This window comes from Acinetobacter junii (assembly GCF_018336855.1).
In the GTDB taxonomy this organism is placed as follows: domain Bacteria; phylum Pseudomonadota; class Gammaproteobacteria; order Pseudomonadales; family Moraxellaceae; genus Acinetobacter; species Acinetobacter junii.
Map to the genome: position 1 here is coordinate 287,140 of NZ_CP059558.1, position 17,422 is coordinate 304,561.

The 17,422-nt window shown below is 37.2% G+C and carries 18 protein-coding genes; 12 read left to right on the top strand and 6 right to left on the bottom strand.

What is annotated here, in order from left to right; all coding sequences use genetic code 11:
• Positions 1–55 precede the first annotated feature (55 nt).
• The 9 genes from H2677_RS01350 to H2677_RS01390 all read left to right on the top strand — a co-directional run bounded on the left by H2677_RS01350 (position 56) and on the right by H2677_RS01390 (position 10,318).
• The gene (locus H2677_RS01350) at positions 56–1,477 is read left to right on the top strand and encodes an FAD-dependent oxidoreductase (RefSeq protein ID WP_004909607.1); all 1,422 of its coding nucleotides are present in this window, start codon (positions 56–58) and stop codon (positions 1,475–1,477) included.
• A gap of 172 nt (positions 1,478–1,649) precedes the next feature.
• The gene (locus H2677_RS01355) at positions 1,650–2,540 is read left to right on the top strand and encodes a metal-dependent hydrolase (protein ID WP_212638996.1); all 891 of its coding nucleotides are present in this window, start codon (positions 1,650–1,652) and stop codon (positions 2,538–2,540) included.
• A 180-nt stretch (positions 2,541–2,720) separates the two neighbouring features.
• Entirely contained in the window at positions 2,721–3,311 is a 591-nt protein-coding gene (locus tag H2677_RS01360; RefSeq protein WP_212638997.1) for a LemA family protein, read from the top strand.
• A 35-nt stretch (positions 3,312–3,346) separates the two neighbouring features.
• Entirely contained in the window at positions 3,347–4,393 is a 1,047-nt protein-coding gene (locus H2677_RS01365; protein ID WP_212638998.1) for a TPM domain-containing protein, read from the top strand.
• A complete protein-coding gene (locus H2677_RS01370) occupies positions 4,387–4,950 on the top strand; it encodes a TPM domain-containing protein (RefSeq protein ID WP_125299117.1) in 564 nt (187 codons plus the stop codon). Before H2677_RS01365 ends, H2677_RS01370 begins: the two co-directional genes overlap by 7 nt.
• 384 nt (positions 4,951–5,334) lie before the next feature.
• Positions 5,335–5,826 carry a pilin gene (locus tag H2677_RS01375; protein ID WP_212638999.1) on the top strand — a complete coding sequence of 164 codons (492 nt, stop codon included), beginning with the start codon at positions 5,335–5,337 and terminating at the stop codon, positions 5,824–5,826.
• A 97-nt stretch (positions 5,827–5,923) separates the two neighbouring features.
• A complete protein-coding gene (gene tfpZ, locus H2677_RS01380; protein ID WP_212639000.1) occupies positions 5,924–6,658 on the top strand; it encodes a TfpX/TfpZ family type IV pilin accessory protein in 735 nt (244 codons plus the stop codon).
• 23 nt (positions 6,659–6,681) lie between these two features.
• On the top strand, positions 6,682–8,334 hold the full coding sequence (locus H2677_RS01385; RefSeq protein ID WP_212639001.1) for an O-antigen ligase family protein: 1,653 nt from the start codon (positions 6,682–6,684) through the stop codon (positions 8,332–8,334).
• A 352-nt stretch (positions 8,335–8,686) separates the two neighbouring features.
• Positions 8,687–10,318, top strand: coding sequence for a PglL family O-oligosaccharyltransferase (locus H2677_RS01390; protein ID WP_212639002.1), 1,632 nt, complete (start codon positions 8,687–8,689; stop codon positions 10,316–10,318).
• A 49-nt stretch (positions 10,319–10,367) separates the two neighbouring features.
• Here H2677_RS01390 and bfr read toward each other — a convergent pair whose 3' ends face one another.
• The 6 genes from bfr to gmk form a co-directional block, all read right to left on the bottom strand.
• Complete coding sequence (gene bfr / locus H2677_RS01395) at positions 10,368–10,832, bottom strand: heteropolymeric bacterioferritin subunit Bfr (protein ID WP_004909585.1); 465 nt, start codon at positions 10,830–10,832, stop codon at positions 10,368–10,370.
• Between the two features lie 222 nt (positions 10,833–11,054).
• The gene (locus tag H2677_RS01400; protein WP_004909583.1) at positions 11,055–11,249 is read right to left on the bottom strand and encodes a bacterioferritin-associated ferredoxin; all 195 of its coding nucleotides are present in this window, start codon (positions 11,247–11,249) and stop codon (positions 11,055–11,057) included.
• Positions 11,250–11,468: 219 nt separating this feature from the next.
• Positions 11,469–11,852 (bottom strand): RidA family protein, encoded by a 384-nt coding sequence (locus tag H2677_RS01405; RefSeq protein WP_004964563.1) that lies wholly within the window; start codon positions 11,850–11,852, stop codon positions 11,469–11,471.
• Between the two features lie 139 nt (positions 11,853–11,991).
• Positions 11,992–14,097, bottom strand: a complete 2,106-nt coding sequence (locus tag H2677_RS01410; RefSeq protein WP_087539615.1) for a RelA/SpoT family protein — start codon at positions 14,095–14,097, stop codon at positions 11,992–11,994.
• Between the two features lie 208 nt (positions 14,098–14,305).
• Positions 14,306–14,584 (bottom strand): DNA-directed RNA polymerase subunit omega, encoded by a 279-nt coding sequence (rpoZ, locus tag H2677_RS01415; RefSeq protein WP_004909577.1) that lies wholly within the window; start codon positions 14,582–14,584, stop codon positions 14,306–14,308.
• Positions 14,585–14,654: 70 nt separating this feature from the next.
• Complete coding sequence (gene gmk, locus H2677_RS01420; protein ID WP_075696040.1) at positions 14,655–15,278, bottom strand: guanylate kinase; 624 nt, start codon at positions 15,276–15,278, stop codon at positions 14,655–14,657.
• A gap of 102 nt (positions 15,279–15,380) precedes the next feature.
• Between gmk and ispH the strand changes: the two genes are divergently transcribed.
• From ispH to pilV, 3 genes are all read left to right on the top strand, one after another.
• On the top strand, positions 15,381–16,331 hold the full coding sequence (gene ispH, locus H2677_RS01425; RefSeq protein WP_099947997.1) for a 4-hydroxy-3-methylbut-2-enyl diphosphate reductase: 951 nt from the start codon (positions 15,381–15,383) through the stop codon (positions 16,329–16,331).
• A gap of 140 nt (positions 16,332–16,471) precedes the next feature.
• Positions 16,472–16,906, top strand: coding sequence for a pilus assembly FimT family protein (locus H2677_RS01430; protein WP_212639003.1), 435 nt, complete (start codon positions 16,472–16,474; stop codon positions 16,904–16,906).
• Positions 16,903–17,421, top strand: a complete 519-nt coding sequence (pilV, locus tag H2677_RS01435; RefSeq protein ID WP_212639004.1) for a type IV pilus modification protein PilV — start codon at positions 16,903–16,905, stop codon at positions 17,419–17,421. Before H2677_RS01430 ends, pilV begins: the two co-directional genes overlap by 4 nt.
• Position 17,422: the final 1 nt, after the last annotated feature.

Here is a 17,422-nt window from a genome sequence, read left to right on the forward strand (position 1 = left end):
ACATAGGCAGGTGCAGAGATGAGAGACATCGCTGCGCCTACCCACGGAGAGAGACATGGCAGAACGCCTCAATAATGACTTTCAATTTCTGGATGTACCACGTCAAGATCCAGAGAAAAAAGATATTACTGTCCGCAAAGCAGAGTTTGTGGAAATTTATAAACCTTTTACAGCGGAAGTGGCTGCAAACCAGACTCATCGTTGTTTAGGATGTGGTAACCCATATTGTGAATGGAAATGTCCTGTACATAACTACATTCCAAACTGGTTAAAACTGATTGCTGAAGGTCAAATTTTTCAAGCAGCTGAACTTTGCCACCAGACCAATACATTGCCAGAAGTTTGTGGTCGTGTATGTCCACAAGACCGTTTATGCGAAGGTGCTTGTACTTTAAATGACGGCTTTGGTGCAGTAACGATTGGTAATGCTGAAAAATATATCAACGATACTGCCTTTGCTTTAGGCTGGCGCCCAGATATGTCTGGCGTTAAATGGACGAATAAAAAAGTTGCAATTATTGGTGCAGGTCCAGCAGGCTTAGGTTGTGCAGATATTCTTGCGCGCGGTGGTGTAAAACCAGTTGTATTTGATAAACGTCCTGAAATTGGTGGTCTACTAACATTCGGTATTCCAGAATTTAAAATGGAAAAAGATGTGATGAAACGTCGTCGTGAAATCTTCACGGGGATGGGCATTGAGTTCCGTTTGAATACTGAAATTGGTGTCGATGTAACGATTGAACAGTTGCTTGCTGAATACGATGCAGTATTCATGGGTATGGGAACATACACTTATATGAAAGGTGGTTTCCCTGGTGAAGATCTTGATGGTGTTTACGATGCATTAGATTTCTTAATTGCGAATGTAAATCGTTGCCAAGGCTGGGAAAAAGATCCAAGCGAATACATCAGTGTAGATGGCAAAAAGGTGATTGTTCTGGGTGGTGGTGATACTGCGATGGACTGTAACCGTACTTCATTACGCCAAGGTGCACATGATGTGACATGTGCTTACCGTCGTGACGAAAGCAACATGCCGGGTTCTGCGCGCGAAGTGAAAAATGCCTATGAAGAGGGTGTAAAATTCCTATTCAATCGCCAACCGATCGAGATTGTGGGCGAGAATGGCAAAGTGACTGGTGTTAAAGTGGTGACTACACAGATGGGTGAGCCTGATAGCCGTGGTCGTCGTAGCCCCGAGCCAATTCCTGGTTCTGAAGAAGTTTTACCAGCTGATGCAGTATTGCTTGCTTTCGGTTTCCGTCCAAGTCCTGCGGATTGGTTTGGTTCTGCGAATGTGAGCTTAGATGGTTCAGGTCGTGTAGTGGCAGCTGAACAGCAAGAGTTCAAGTTCCAGACCTCTAATCCAAAAATCTTCGCAGGCGGAGACATGGTGCGTGGTTCTGATCTTGTTGTAACTGCTATCTGGGAAGGCCGTCAAGCTGCCGAGGGTATTTTAGATTACCTTGGTGTTTAATCCAGAAAATATTGTAAAAACGTCTAAGTAGAGCCTGCATTATGCAGGCTCTACTATTTTCACCTTATCTTTTTGGTAGTTTTGGCAAATCGTATAAGCTATTTTGCCCTATGCTTGACTATCCTGCAGCGCAATACTCAAAGTCAGTATATAAAATGTGCAGGAACTCAAGATGGCACTTGCAAATGCAAATTCAGAGAAAGGCTATTTAAATCGTCCCAAAGCTTTGGGAATTACAGTGCGTCGTTTGCAATTTAATCCTAAAAAAATTCAACGACACTATTTTGCTAATTCTCCGTTAATGTCGCATCTTTTAACTGCGTTATCATCCACTTTTCCAATTGGTGAACAATATTTTGTGAACAGTGTGCGGAACGTACGAGATAAAGTTAAAGATCCTCAGTTACAAGCACAAATTGCTGCATTTATTGGACAAGAAGCTATGCATTCTAAAGCCCATACTGAGTTCAATGATGCATGGCGTAAAGAGGATTATAACCTTGATCGTTTTCAAGCGTGGCTGGCAAAGCGTGATGATGCACTACGAAACATTCATCCAAAATTACAGCTCGCTTTAACTTGTGCATTTGAACATTTTACTGCGATGTTAGGCGGTTACATTCTCAAACATCCAGAAATATTAAGTACCTTAGATGATGATGCAATGAAATTATGGGTGTGGCATGCAATTGAAGAAATTGAACATCGCTCTGTTGCCTTTGATGTCTATCAAGAGGTCTATGGCGATGATCGTATTCGTCGTTTATTAATGCGAAGTGTAACCACTGGTTTTGCAAGTTTGACGTTCTATGCAACCTCACGTTTAGTTTGGCAAGATAAATGGAAAAGCTTACCGAAAGTCAGTGGTAATCTATTTGGAATCTATTTACTTGGAAAAATGTTAATTCAGCTTATTCCTGAATACTTATCGTATTATCAAACAGATTTCCATCCTGCAAAGCACGACTATACGAAATTGGTAAACTACTGGAAAGCACGTATGGCTGACGAATATGGAATGATCAGTTTTCAAGAGCAAACCGCGTCTAAAATTTACAGTTAATTAGGCTGACAGCATAATTCTCCTCGTATTGCAAAGCATTACTTCAAGCGAATTGAGTAGTGCTTTTTATTATTTAATCTAAAAATAAATCAACTTAAATAAATGTTACACAGATAGCAAAAAATCTCACTACAATGAATTATCGCAAAAATATAAAGAAAAACTTGAGGATAAATTTTTATGAAAATGATCAAACACACCGCTTTGGCAACCGTATTGGCAAGCACATTGTTATTCACGGGTTGTGGTTATAATACGTTGCAAGTGAAAGATGAAGCTGTGAGTGCTTCATGGTCAGAAGTACAAAACCAATATCAACGTCGTGCTGATTTAGTTCCAAATCTTGTTAATGTCGTGAAAGGCTATGCCAAACATGAGGAACAAGTGCTCACAGAGGTGACTCAAGCACGCTCGAATGTTGCGGGTTTAAAAGTTGATAAAGAAGTTTTAGAAGATCCGGTTTTATTTGAGAAATACCAGCAAGCACAGAGTCAATTAACGGGTGCATTGTCTCGTCTAATTGCTGTTTCTGAAAATTATCCCGACCTAAAAGCCAACGAACAATTTCGTGATCTACAAGCCCAATTGGAAGGTACTGAAAATCGTATAGCCGTGGCTCGCAATCGCTATATCACGACTGTTCAAGATTACAATGCTTATGTACGTCAGTTCCCACAGGTAATGACTGCAAAAGTTATTGGAATGAAAACCAAAGAGAACTTCAAAGCAGAACAATCCGCACAGCAAGCTCCGACAGTTTCATTTAATTAAGATCTGAAATTAGTTAGATCGATAAGGAGTAAGGTATGTTGATAAAACCAACGCAAAAAATTAAATATATTCTTATTATTCTTTTTGCGCTGCTTTGTTGTCAGCATACCGTTTGGGCGGAGGTTGCAACCGCAACAGATCACAGTGATGTGATTGTTGCTGGAAAAATCATTCAAGATCAGCAGAAAAATACCTCTACATCATCGCAGTCAACACAAGCACCCGTATTGCCAAAAGTTGCCAATGATATGGAGGATGGTGAATCAATTCGAGGTTTACCGACTTTAAATCAACCTGTTATTGATCAAGCTAAGGTGTTGAGTCAGGCTGAAATACAGCAACTTAACCAAAAAATTCTGAGTTTATATCAACAAGGCAAAGCACAAATCGGTGTAATCATTGTGCCAACGACAGGACAAGAAGCCATTTTTGACTTTGCTTTGCGTACAGGCGAAAAATGGCAATTAGGTTCTGCCAAGCGTGATAATGGTTTATTGATGGCGATTGCGATCAACGATCGTAAAATTCAAATATTGACAGGTTATGGCTTGGAGGGTGTATTACCTGATGTGGTATTGAGTCGAATAATTCGAAATCAGATCACGCCTTATTTTAAACAAGGTCAATATGCACAAGGGATTTCGTCAGGTTTGGATGAGCTTACCCGTATCGTTAATCTTGATCCAGAGATCGCTCAACAATCTGCTCAAGAGCTCAAAGAGCGACATGAGCAGGCAATCCAAGCACAACAAGCGAAAGATAATACGCTTATGATGGGGCTATTTATTTTAATTGCGGGTGTCATAGGATCGTTCATTGTCGGTAAACGATTAAGTGCATCTACTGCTGCTTTTGCTGCAACAGTTGCAGGTTTAGTAAATGGTGCTGGTATCCTTATGAGTTTGCTGCTTGGTGTAGGTATTTTCTTTTTATTAATCACATCACTTGCTCAACTGATTTTTCAAGCTTTCTTGTCTGGTGGAGGACGCGGAGGCGGAGGTGGAGGATTTGGCGGTAGTGGTGGTGGCTATAGCGGTGGTGGCGGTAGCTTTGGAGGGGGAGGTGCCTCAGGATCATGGTAACTAAAACAGATACAACAGAAATTATTACGCAACCAAAGCTAGATGAATCTGTACAACCTAGTGCAAAACGCTGGTTAAAGCATTTTTTTTACGTTTCATCGGCACATCGGTATTTTAATAAACAAGATCGACAAGAGATCGCTAGAGCAGTACAGCAAGCAGAAAAAGGTCATGTAGGCGAAATTCAGGTGGTAATTGAAGGTCATATACCTTGTTCACAAGCTTATTACCAAAATACACGTTTACGTGCGCAGCAACTCTTTGCAGAATTAGGTGTGTGGGATACCGAGTTGAATAGTGGTGTGCTGCTTTATTTAAATTTGTGTGAGCGTAAAGTTGAGATTTTGATTGATCGTGGTTTGAAGTACGCAACACAAACACATATCTGGACTCAAATCTGTCAGGAAATGATCAGCTTTTTGACTGCGAAACAATATCAAGGTGCTGTTAAACATGGAGTGGAGCAGATTGGTTCAGTGCTTGATGATTTTTATGGTAAAAACAATAAAAATGAAGTGAACAATGAGCTTCCAAATGAACCACATATTTTAAATTGAGCCTTTATTAAGCTGTTTTATCAAAAATCAATTCAATCTATTTCGATTAGACCGTTTATCTTCCGATAAATGGTCTATTTATTCATCATTTTTTAGAAAAAAAGATAAGTAAAACTATGTGATTAAATTCTCCTTTAATTGCGAAAATCACTAAAAAAACAGTAAAAATTCCTTAGGTAGGGTCTCAGACTTGCAAAATGGTGACATATTTTGTCAATTATTATTTCTTTTTGTCAAAAAAGATGGACTTTTGTCCGTGCTGAATAATGTTTTAAGTCTCTGTTTTTTTAAGCTAAAATTCGATAAGCTAAGGACTGGCATAGAACATGCTGAATACAAGTAGCTAATAAAAGCTTATAAAAATTTATACATTGGAGAAATGTTATGAAATCAATGCAAAAGGGTTTTACTCTTATTGAATTAATGATCGTTGTAGCAATCATCGGTATCTTGGCTGCTGTAGCGATTCCTGCTTACCAAGATTATACTGTTCGTGCTCGCGTATCAGAAGGATTGGCAGTAGCTTCTTCTGCTAAATTAGCTGTAGCTGAAAATGCAGCAAATGCTAAGGCTTTTGCGAGCGGTTGGACTCCACCACAAGCAACTCCAAACTTGTCTTCAATTTCAATTGCACCAGCTACTGGTCAAATTACAATCACGACAACTGCAGCAGCTGGTAACGGGACTCTAGTTTTAGTTCCAACTGCTAATAGTGCAGCAAGTGCAGCAACACCGGTAGCTTTAGTTCAAGGTACACCACCAGCAGGCGGTAATATTGTTTGGACATGCTATGCTGCTGGAAAAGCTGCATCTCCTATTGCTCCAACTGTTGCGCCTACATTATTAGCTAAATATGCACCAGCTGAATGTCGTTAATTTATAAGATCGGCTTATAAAAGGAGTGCTAAGGCACTCTTTTTTATTAATGAAAACTTTATGATATTAAAGTTAAGACTTTTTAAATGGAGTTAATGTGTCTAAGCGAATTAAATTTTTTCTTTCACATCTTATAATTTCATTATTAATTGCTTTGATTATAGTCGGGGTGGTCTTTTTAATTTGGTATCCAACACCACTAGGAAAAGCAGTTGGACTAACAGAAGTTTTTGTAATGCTAATTACAATTGATATTATTATTGGTCCATTATTGTCGTTATTGATATACAAAGAGGATAAAAAAAACTTAAAAATAGATTTGAGTATGATTATTTTTATTCAAATTTCTGCATTAATTTACGGTGTTTATAGTATTGAGCAGGGTAGGCCTGTCTGGATTGTATATAATGTTGACCGCTTTGAACTGGTTCGTGCGAATGATTTAGTAGTCGATAATATTGATAATATTCCTCAGGAATATAGAAGAAAATCTTGGTTTAAACCGAAATTTGTTGGAGTTGAATTTTCTAAAGATAGAGCAACTCGTAATAATGATTTATTTAAAGAGGTTACTGAAGGGGTTTCCATTGCGCAGAATCCTGAAAGATATATTGCAATAAATAAGGTGAAAAAAACGATGCAAAATAAGGCGCAAAGTTTAAGTTTATTAGAGCAATATAATGATAAGAATACAGTTAAAGAAATTCTAATAAAATTTCCTGAAGCCAATGCATATGTTCCATTAAAATCCAATATTGTTGATATGACAGTGTTAATTAATAAGGAAAAAGGTAGTGTTATTGAGGTGGTTGACCTGCGTCCTTGGAAATAATCCTTAATTATAAGAGTGATCTTATGAACAAATTTGTTGGAACTTTGGCTATAAACTATGCAATATTTCCTATTTTTTTTTCTGGTATCCTACTTGGTTTTGCTTGGCTAATTCCACCATATAGCTATCCTTGGTCAACTTTTTCAAGTGAGTTTTTAAGCTTTATAGCAGGTATAATTTTACTTATAGCAATGCTATTTCAAGATATAAAGATTCCTAAAATACAATTGTGGATGTTATTTATTGTAATAGTCCCTGTTGTACAATGGTTCATGGGGGTTATTGATGATTTTAGCATTGCATTTTTAGCACTAATTTATCTGTTGGGTTTTTGGTTAATGATTATAGCTGGATTTAACCTCGCTTTACTGCCCAAACAGCGTGAATTATTAATGTTCGGATTTAGTAATTTAGTATTTAAAGTAGCAATAATTAGTAGTCTTATGGCTATACTCCAATGGTTGAATTTAGAGTTTTATGCATATGGTATCATGCAATTAAATGGAAACCGCCCTTATGCAAACTTTGGACAACCTAATAACTTAGCCACATTTTTAATAATTGGCTTATTGGGTGGTCTGTATTTGTATGAAACAACAAATATACCTGTTAAGAAGCTTATTATCTGTAGTGTTATTATATTAATTGGTATTGCATTAACTCAATCCCGAACTTCCTGGTTAGTTTTTATTTTTATCATTGCCTATCTTTTATATAAAAAACCGTTAAGTTTGAGTTTTAATAAATTATTCTTTTGGGTAGGAGGGTATTTTATCTTAGCTAGCTATTTATTGCCGAGCATTTCAAAATGGATTATGCATAATTTTTTTGGGAGTATAACTCACACTGTTTCAATTCTAGAACGAGCTAGCTCTGGACATGAGCGAATTGGAATGTGGTTGCAAATTTTACATGCAATTATTGAGCGACCATGGTTTGGTTATGGGTGGAATCAGACAAGTGTGGCAGTGGTTGAAAGTATTCATTTTAATACAGTTCAAATTTGGTTTAATAGCTCACATAATATCCTACTTGATATTTTGGTTTGGAATGGTATACCAATAGGCTTATTTATTATTATGAGCATTGCTGTATGGTTATTTTGGTTGAATAAGAATACCAATGATATAATCTCTGTAATTGCAATTTTAATGACTTCTGCAGTAATAATACATGCTATGTTTGAATTTCCGCAGCGTTATGCATATTTCTTGCTGCCTACAGGTTTTTTATTAGGGATTGTTCAAGCTCAAAAATCTAATTTAAAATTTATTACTATAAATAAACGAATATTTTGCTGTGTTTTATTTATCTTTGTTGTTTTGCTGCTCTTGGTTTGGAGGGATTGTAAGTTTCTTCAAAAAAATAGCCAATTTATTTTTAGATATGAATCAGCAAATATTGCTTTTTTAGGTAGTAACAGAGTTCTATTTTTAACAAAATTCCAAAAAAATTTAGAATGGATAGAAATGAGCCCCAGAACAAAATTATCTGATCACGAATTAAATAAAATAGGGTATATGGTAAAAAATGAGGCAACTCAATATAATCTAAAGAAATATGCTCAGATATTGAAGTATAATGGAAAAATTCACAATGCCAATGAGCAGCTTATTATTTTAAAGAAATTGTATAATCAAGAAGAAAACTTAGATGATTTAGATATTCTCCAATAAATAATATGAAGCTCAAGAATATACTAATGCGTAATAAATGGTGTTCTGAAAAGTTGAATCTTAATAAAAATGATAGGGATTTATATGTATATTATTGAAAATGGTAGGTGTGTATTTAATTGCTAAAATTAAGAAACAAGTGATTTTATTCTTAAATAAATTATTTTGGTAGAATGAATTCTACATTTAAAGTTGATTATATAACCAGTAAGTGTTTTTGTGTAAATTGTTGATGTTTAAATGAAATATCTATGAACTGTATGTTGTTAGGGTTTAATCTCACTAATCTAGCGATACTCTTGGTTGTGCTGATCATTGTATAATACAACCGAACTTCTTTTTTCTGTCGATTATGCAATCTATTTGCTTTTTTATAGCTAGCTTATTCTTTAGCTTTGCTTGGCTATCGCCCTTTCATACATATCCTTGGGTAACTTTCTCAAGTGAGCTTGCAAGTTTTGGTGCAGCCTTTGCTGTCATGACTTTGTTTCTAACAAAAGAGATCAAAATACCATGCCCTCAGTTCCTGATGTCGAGCATTGTTTTATTGCCGCTACTTCAGTTCTGTTTTGGATTAATAGTAGATTTTAGTGTTGCCTTCCTAACTTTTGCCTATCTTTTTACATTTTGGCTGATGATGTTATGTGGATATAACTTATCTTTACAGGCTGAAAATCGTGAAAAGATTATGATTGGCTTTAGCTTAGTTTTTTTAATTGCTGGATTGCTGAGTAGCTTTATGGCGGTCGTTCAATGGTTAAATCTAGAATCTTATCTTTATGGAATCATGGGGTTAAGAGGGAACCGCCCTTACGCTAATTTTGGACAACCTAATAATCTATCGACCTTTTTGGTGATGGCATTGATGGGTGGGCTTTATCTATATGAGAAAAGAAAAGTATCTCTATGGTTACTTATTCCTTCCTCTCTAATCTTACTATTTACAATTGCATTGACTCAATCAAGAACAGCATGGATTGTTTGTATATTTTTCTTTTTTTATTGGATTTATAAACAACATAAAAATAATCCGCGCTTCAACTTTCCAAAATTGCTTCTATGGACTGCATTATATTTTGTGATTGCGGGCTATTTACTGCCATATCTGACACAATTTATGACTTCTTATTTGGATACGGGAGTGACCCATACCGCTTCTATTGTTCAAAGAGCTGGTTCAGGACATGAAAGGTTAGGCATGTGGATGCAAATTCTGTATGCGATTGCAGAGCGTCCATGGTTTGGTTATGGCTGGAATCAAACAAGTATCGCTGTAGTCGAGAGTATTGAATTTAATACTGTTCAAGTTTGGTTTAATAGCGCCCACAACATTGTCCTTGATCTTTTAATTTGGAGTGGTGTTCCGCTTGGTGTTTTGATTATTGGATATTTATCTCTATGGTTGTTATGGTTAAACAAGACGGCAAAAGATAGTACCTCAATTATCGCGATTATGATGGTTTGTGCGATTTTGATTCATGCTATGTTGGAGTTCCCGCAGCGTTATGCGTATTTTCTGTTGCCAATGGGTTTCTTACTGGGGCTTATTCAAGCACAAACACCGCAATTAAAAGGTATTACCATTCAAAAAAATGTCGTGCGTTGTGTATGGTTGATCAGTGTCATTGTTCTTTTGTTGATCTGGCGGGATTACAAACTGTTTCAGGATAACAGTCGCCTTATCTTTAAAGGTAAACAACCTACCGAAGAAATATTGGGTAGCTCAAGAATTTTATTATTAACACAATTTCAGAAGCGTTTAGATTGGATAGCCTTAGATCCTAAAACAAGGTTTTCTGAAGCGCAGTTAAGTGAATTTGCTGAGATGGTGAAGAATAAGGCGACACCGTATAACTTGAAGAAATTTGCACAAGTATTGGTCTACAATCAGCAAAATAAGGAAGCTGAAAAATACCTTTACATACTTAATCGTTTGTATAAAAAAGATGTGAGTTTGGCTGACATTATTGAGTTAAATCAATAGTCTAAATGATAAAAAAGAGCGACATTAAGTCGCTCTTTTTTTATATGTTTTAAAGTTGGCTTTGAATATAGTTTTCAATGCCAACATTTTCAATAAGATCTAATTGAGTATCTAACCAATCCCAGTATTCTTCTTCTTTCTCTAGAATTTCTTGAACTAAATCACGTGTTACATAGTCTTGTTGCGTTTCTGATAGCTCTACAGCTTGCTTGAGTGCTTCAATATTTTCTTTAACTTTGCGAATGTCGCAATTTAGGACTTCTTCTGTGTGCTGTCCGATGTAAAGTTTGCCTAAGTGTTGCAGATTTGGTAAACCTTCAAGAAACAAGATGCGTTCAATAATCTTATCAGCATGTTTCATTTGGCGAATAGATTCTTTGTATTCAGCTGAACCTAATTTTTCAATTCCCCAATCATTGAACATACGCGAGTGTAAAAAATATTGGTTGATCGCAGTTAAATGGTGATAAAGCACCTGATTCAATTGATTAATGACTTCACGATTGCCTTTCATTGCACTTACTCCGTAAACATCCAGTAATGCCCTAATAGCTAAGGCAATTTAGATTATATTAATCAACAAATGGATTTGGCGCGAGTAATTTATTGAACGGCAAATGAAAATCACAATCAAAAGCAGATGATGTGAGTCTCATTTGCATAGAGAAGGTTAAAGAAAGAGTTAATTTTAATAGTGGTATTAAAGCAGGGTTATTATTAAAATATTTGAAAGGAGTTATGCAGCGACAGAAATACGTGCTGCAATTTCAGCGAGTTCTTCATTGATAATTGAACGAGCTTCAGGAACACAGCGACCACAACAAGTGCCTAAGTCGAGTAAATCACGAATTTCACGATAGCTTTCAGCGCCATTTGCAACAGCGTCTTTGATATCTTGGTCTGTGATTCCACGGCATAAACAAACATACATGGGAGTGATCCACAAATATTAATGCGATAATTGATATTATTGATAATTATTATCGTTTGTCAATGAATTTCATTCTAATAGTGAATATATTCTTATTGAGAATTTGAATAAAAAAAGATCATTTGAGAGGAAATCTGAGTTATACACGGAATTCCTCTCGAGATTGATGACCAATTAAAAATGCAATTTATTAATTAAGTATTTAATTTTTTTTATAGATTATTGGTTAATAATAACGATGCCATCCATTTCAACCAATGCACCTTTTGGGAGGCTAGCAACCCCCAATGCTGCACGAGCAGGGTAAGGTTGTGCAAAGTATTCGCCCATGATTTGATTCACAAGTTGGAAATGAGATAAATCTGTAAGGAAAATATTCAGTTTTGCGATATCTGCTAAGCTTCCGCCCGCTGCCGTACATACAGCTTTTAGGTTGTCAAATACTCTACGAATTTGAGCTTCGATTCCATCCACAAGTTCCATACTATAAGGGTCTAAGCCAATTTGGCCTGAAAGGTAAAGCGTATTACCGACTAAAATTGCTTGAGAATACGTTCCGATCGCAGCTGGCGCATGTTCAGTATGAATTACTTGACGTGACATTAAGCTCTCCTATGTCGTTTTTATCATAAAACAATGTGACTTTAACACAAAAGATCGCCCACGAAACTGTCTACGACTGCGGAGTCGCAGTCGATTATTGTCATGATTTATATCTGCTAGTGAGGATAAACGTTAGATTTTATGCTTTGGCAATTTCAGTTTGCACAATTGGCATATTGAGGCGTTCTATTCGTGGGAATCCAAAATGCATTCGTAAATCACGGATAATTTGAGCGATCTGATTACGGTTACTGACGACTATATTGACGTAAGTTTTATGATCTTGTGATTCGACCATTTCTACGCCAGTTTTAGCTTTTCGGCACTGGTAGATCAGATCAGAAATTTGTTCATCATTCATCATCATATGAATGCATAGATAGGCGCTAAAACGAACATCATCAACTTCTTCAGCTTGCCAATGTAGGGGCATAATATTTTCAGGATGAAGATGCTGCTCATGTAGTAAATTACGACAGCGTGAACGATGGACGATTAATCCTCTTCGAGATAAATGCCCTTGAATTGGATCACCGAGAACAGGATTACAACAGTGTGCATATTTGACATCGACACCTTCTGTGCCTGAGATCAAACGGTCTGATGTTGCTTGGTGCTGTGTATGATGATCTTGCGCAAATAAATGATTCGCAACAAGTTGAGGCAATAAGTCGCCCACTGCAATTTGCTCAAATAAGGTATCTTTGCTACTTAAATGACGCCACTCCAATACATTAATCCAATCCGTTTGAGAGAGATCGTCAATTGAGCGATGGAAGAGTTTTAATGCACGATTAAGAGCTTGTTGACCAACAAGACGTTGTTCATCTATATCTTGCTCGCGCAGCATATTTTGTAGAGCTCGTCGAGCTTTTTGCGTATTAATAAAACTCAGCCAATCTGGGTTCGGGGTGGCGAGGACATCAGTAATGATTTCAACAACCTGTCCACTGTGTAAAGGTGTCGATAAAGGACGAATTTCGCCATCAACCTTTGCACCCACAGCATGATTGCCTAAAAATAAGCTGGCAGAATAGGCAAAATCTACAACAGTTGCGCCCTGTGGTAGTTCATGTAACTGTCCGTGAGGTGTGTAGACCCAAATTTTTTCTTGATGTAAATAATCAAGCAAATCACTAAAAGTGGTTTTTGCGCATTCTCCATCAATGAGGGTGTTCAAGTTCTGCATAGAGGCTTGAATGGCTGAACGACAAGCTTGAGGCGCATTCTCACCTAGAACCACACCAAATCGAGCGGCTTTACGCATAAGTTCGGTTTGTATGGTGAGCGAAAGTGTGGTTTTCTCACCTTTTAATTTGATCATTAACGATTGGTTGCCACCTGGGAGTGGGCGTCGGATATGATCTTTGTATTGTAAAACTTGAAAGTTCTCTTTGAGTGCATCGACTAAGCGATCACAATCAGCAATGCTGTTTAAAATAATTTCAAAGGCATGGCTGTGGCTTAATTCATTTAAGTCTATTTCATTTTTTACAAAATGGCGTAGCAATTCAATATTATTGTTTTTCTTTTTAATACGGCCTTTTAAGTCGTATGTCTTTAATAAATCAGTTAGTTTTTGTTCCCATACTGTTTGATATTCACAGCGCTTTGGTTTTGTTGCAAGTAGGGCTGCTTGTACGTCGTTAAACATATCAAGATCAAGATTTTGATAACAGAGATGTTCCAAGTTATCAGCCATCTCATTCATACCAACCAAACGTGCCATCGGTACGAAAATATCAAAAGTTTCTTGTGCAATACGTGCTCTTTTATCGGGGCGTAAAGCATCCAAGGTCGTCATATTGTGATAACGATCAGCTAATTTAATAATAATGACACGAGGATCTTGTAAGGTTGCTTGCAGAATTTTTCGGAAAGAAGCAGCTTTGTTATATTCTTTATCACTTGAGTGGCTTAGTTTTGTTACACCATCGACTAATTCGGCGACAACTATTCCGAATTTTTGCCCGATTTCATCTTTAGTAAATTCGGTATCTTCAATAACGTCATGTAATAAGGCTGCCATCAAAGTATCGGCATCCAAGCGCATATGTGCAAGTATGCAACTTACAGCTATAGGATGCAGTACATAAGGTTCACCACTTTTTCGAGTGATACCACTATGCGCTAAATCGGCAAAATCACAGGCAGCAAGCACACACTGAATTTCTCTATCTTTGAGATAGGCTTCAATGATGACTTTGAGTTGTTGCTTGGCTTGGCTGACCTCTTCGCCTGGCATAAAAAACACCTATATAACTTAAATTTCGATATTGAATTGCTTAGCTTCTAATGAAAAGCATATTGATAAACTTGTCAATTTGTTCATTGGAAAAAATATAATTTTTTTTCAATTAAACCGATTGCTTTTATCAATTTGAATCCAAATTTTCAATAAACAAAAAAGCCCAGTGTCTTCACATTGGGCTTCTTTATGCGAGCAGATTTACTTAAAATGTAAATCCTTCTAAATTCAAAGAATTTGTAGACAATACCATATCAAGGTTTGATGTTTGGTAGTCTTGTTCGCGTTGTTTTAAGATGTCTTTTGTTACATGACCAATCGCAATTTCACGTAATGCAACGACTGTTGGCTTGTCATTATCCCACTCAACAGTTGGTTCCATGCCTTGACGTGCTAATTGACGTGCACGTTTACTCGCTACCAGTACCAACTCGAAGCGGTTATCTACATGGTCTAAACAATCTTCAACGGTTACACGTGCCATAAGTTGTCTCGTTTGAACATTACATTTGAAAAGACTAAATAGTATAAAAGGCTTTTGCTCAAGACTCAAGTTATTCGCGATTGAGTGTAATCAAGTTTTCAATCAACTTTTGGTGTCGACTGCTTTGTTGCAAAGTGACTAAACGATTTGCCGTAATAATTGCTTCGAGATCATGCACAGCTTTGTTGAAATCATCATTGATAATGACATAGTCAAAACTAGCGAAATGGCGCATATCTTCAACTGCACAACTGAGGCGATGTTCAATCACATCGACTGAATCCGTACCACGATTTGAAAGACGTTGTCTTAGGTCATACTGGGTTGGCGGGAGAATAAAAATTTGTTTTGATTCAGGAAAAAGACGACGAACTTGTTCCGCACCTTGCCAGTCAATTTCGAGTAAAACATCATGACCTTGTTGTAATTGTTCTTTTACTTTTGCTTGAGATGTGCCGTAATAATTACCAAATACTTCAGCGTACTCAATAAAACCACCTTGTTCTACTTGCCCTAAAAATGTTTCAGTATCAGTAAAATGATAGTGAACACCATCAAGTTCACCAGGACGCTGTCCGCGTGTAGTATGTGAGACAGAAACGTGTAGATTGCTGACTCGATCGAGTAGGGCTTTTACGAGAGATGTTTTGCCTGTTCCTGATGCCGCAGAAACGACAAACAATAGACCCGACATGATATTTTTCCTGATATGATAAAATATCTTGGCTATTGTAGTGTAGCGTGCCGCTAAACGAAATAGCTTGGCATAAATATTCAGATGATGAGAGAGGTTGTTATGGAAATCGTGTTGGCCAATCCAAGAGGTTTTTGTGCTGGTGTTGACCGTGCTATAGCGATCGTCAATCGTGCATTAGAATGTTTTAATCCACCGATTTATGTACGACATGAGGTCGTTCACAATAAATTTGTAGTCGATGATTTACGTCAAAGAGGTGCTGTGTTTGTTGATGAGCTGGATCAAGTTCCTGACGATTCAATCGTAATTTTTAGTGCTCATGGTGTATCAAAAGCCGTACAACAAGAAGCAGAACGTCGAGGTTTAAAAGTATTCGATGCTACTTGCCCATTGGTGACCAAAGTCCATATCGAAGTGACTAAATATGCTCGTGAAGGCACTGAAGCTATTCTAATCGGGCATGAAGGACACCCAGAAGTAGAAGGCACGATGGGGCAATATGATAAATCTAAAGGTGGAGAGATTTATCTCGTTGAAGATGAAGATGATGTGGAAGCGTTAGTTGTCAAACATCCTGAAAAAGTTGCTTTTGTAACCCAAACAACGCTTTCAATCGACGATACAGCGAAAGTTATTGATGCTCTAAGAAAAAAATATCCGATGATTATGGGGCCGCGTAAGGATGATATCTGTTATGCAACTCAAAATCGTCAAGATGCAGTTCGAGATTTAGCAGCTCAATGTGATGTCGTTTTAGTTGTTGGTTCTCCAAATTCGTCTAATTCAAATCGTTTAAGAGAATTGGCTGAGCGCATGGGGAAATCAGCTTACTTAGTGGATAATGCTGATCAACTCGAAAAGCAATGGTTTGAAGCTAAAACTAAGATTGGGGTGACGGCAGGTGCTTCTGCACCAGAAATTTTAATTAAGCAAGTGATTCAGCGTTTGCAAGATTGGGGTGCAACTCCACCAAAAGAGTTGGAAGGGAGAGAAGAAAATATCACATTTAGTCTACCAAAAGAGTTGCGTATTCAGGTGATACAAGCCTAATTTTATTAAGAAAATGTGAACTTGAAACGGATGGATTGCACTCCATCCGTTTTTTTATGTTCCTTATCTACTTTGTATTGGTTCTGTATGAGATAAGTTTAATATTTAAAGTATAGAATTCTAACTAACGGTACAAGGCAGTGCGAACAGATCAAGGGTTTACATTAATCGAGCTGATTGTGACCATAGCGGTTGTTGCAATTATTGCAATGATAGCTGCGCCATCGATGAGTCAGCTCCTAGTAAAACAAAACCTAAATAAAAGTACTAATGAGTTGGTTCATGTACTAACTGAAGCACGTGTGAAGGCGGCCCTTGACCGCAAAGAGATAAAAGTGGGTTTTATTGCATCTATTGTTGATGCAGATTTGAATTGGACGCCAAGCGGTGATGCTGTTTTAAAACCAGGGTCACCCACGAGTATTATTTTCCTTCCAACAGGTTTAGTTAAAGATTGGGCATCAACGAATAGCTCATTCATAGTGTGTGAAAAAACATCAGGTTCTTTGTCTAAAACAGTAAGTATTTCAAAAATGGGGACAATTCAGCAAGTTGTTGAAGGGACATGCTCATGAAAATTATATCAAAGCAAAAAGGTGTGGGTTTAATTGAAATTTTAGTTGCTCTGGTGATACTGGCCGTGGGGATTTTAGGTTTTGTTGCTTTGCAATATAGGGCAGTCGAAGCGACTTCAGAAGCAATTAATAGGGTACAGGCAATAAATGTGGCTCGAGATTTAGCGGAAAGAATTCGTGCCAATCGTAATGCAGCCGCGATCTATAAGAACCAAATTGAAACAGCCTCGAATCAAGAAACTTTTGCTACGAACTGTATTACAAACGTATGTTCTGCATCCGCTCTAGCTGACTTTGATGTGAGTCAAGTTGTAAATAAAGCATCAAGTTTAGGGATGACTATAAATATGCTTCCTTGCTCTGGAAATAATGATGGTCGTAATTGTATTTATGTGGCTTGGGGGGATACAAGTGCTACAAATAATGCTGCAAGCGATCCAGCTGGTTCGGGAGATTGTACGTATGGAACAGCTTATAACCCAGCATCGACCTGTGTGATTATGGAGACCTATTAGA

Excerpts from the sequence above, each read along its gene's own strand:
- H2677_RS01350 (WP_004909607.1), top strand. The coding sequence starts at position 56 with ATGGCAGAACGCCTCAATAATGACTTTCAATTTCTGGATGTACCACGT.
- H2677_RS01355 (WP_212638996.1), top strand. The coding sequence starts at position 1,650 with ATGGCACTTGCAAATGCAAATTCAGAGAAAGGCTATTTAAATCGTCCC.
- H2677_RS01360 (WP_212638997.1), top strand. The coding sequence starts at position 2,721 with ATGAAAATGATCAAACACACCGCTTTGGCAACCGTATTGGCAAGCACA.
- H2677_RS01365 (WP_212638998.1), top strand. The coding sequence starts at position 3,347 with ATGTTGATAAAACCAACGCAAAAAATTAAATATATTCTTATTATTCTT.
- H2677_RS01370 (WP_125299117.1), top strand. The coding sequence starts at position 4,387 with ATGGTAACTAAAACAGATACAACAGAAATTATTACGCAACCAAAGCTA.
- H2677_RS01375 (WP_212638999.1), top strand. The coding sequence starts at position 5,335 with ATGAAATCAATGCAAAAGGGTTTTACTCTTATTGAATTAATGATCGTT.
- H2677_RS01385 (WP_212639001.1), top strand. The coding sequence starts at position 6,682 with ATGAACAAATTTGTTGGAACTTTGGCTATAAACTATGCAATATTTCCT.
- H2677_RS01390 (WP_212639002.1), top strand. The coding sequence starts at position 8,687 with ATGCAATCTATTTGCTTTTTTATAGCTAGCTTATTCTTTAGCTTTGCT.
- bfr (WP_004909585.1), bottom strand. The coding sequence starts at position 10,832 with ATGAAAGGCAATCGTGAAGTCATTAATCAATTGAATCAGGTGCTTTAT.
- H2677_RS01400 (WP_004909583.1), bottom strand. The coding sequence starts at position 11,249 with ATGTATGTTTGTTTATGCCGTGGAATCACAGACCAAGATATCAAAGAC.
- H2677_RS01405 (WP_004964563.1), bottom strand. The coding sequence starts at position 11,852 with ATGTCACGTCAAGTAATTCATACTGAACATGCGCCAGCTGCGATCGGA.
- H2677_RS01410 (WP_087539615.1), bottom strand. The coding sequence starts at position 14,097 with ATGCCAGGCGAAGAGGTCAGCCAAGCCAAGCAACAACTCAAAGTCATC.
- rpoZ (WP_004909577.1), bottom strand. The coding sequence starts at position 14,584 with ATGGCACGTGTAACCGTTGAAGATTGTTTAGACCATGTAGATAACCGC.
- gmk (WP_075696040.1), bottom strand. The coding sequence starts at position 15,278 with ATGTCGGGTCTATTGTTTGTCGTTTCTGCGGCATCAGGAACAGGCAAA.
- ispH (WP_099947997.1), top strand. The coding sequence starts at position 15,381 with ATGGAAATCGTGTTGGCCAATCCAAGAGGTTTTTGTGCTGGTGTTGAC.
- pilV (WP_212639004.1), top strand. The coding sequence starts at position 16,903 with ATGAAAATTATATCAAAGCAAAAAGGTGTGGGTTTAATTGAAATTTTA.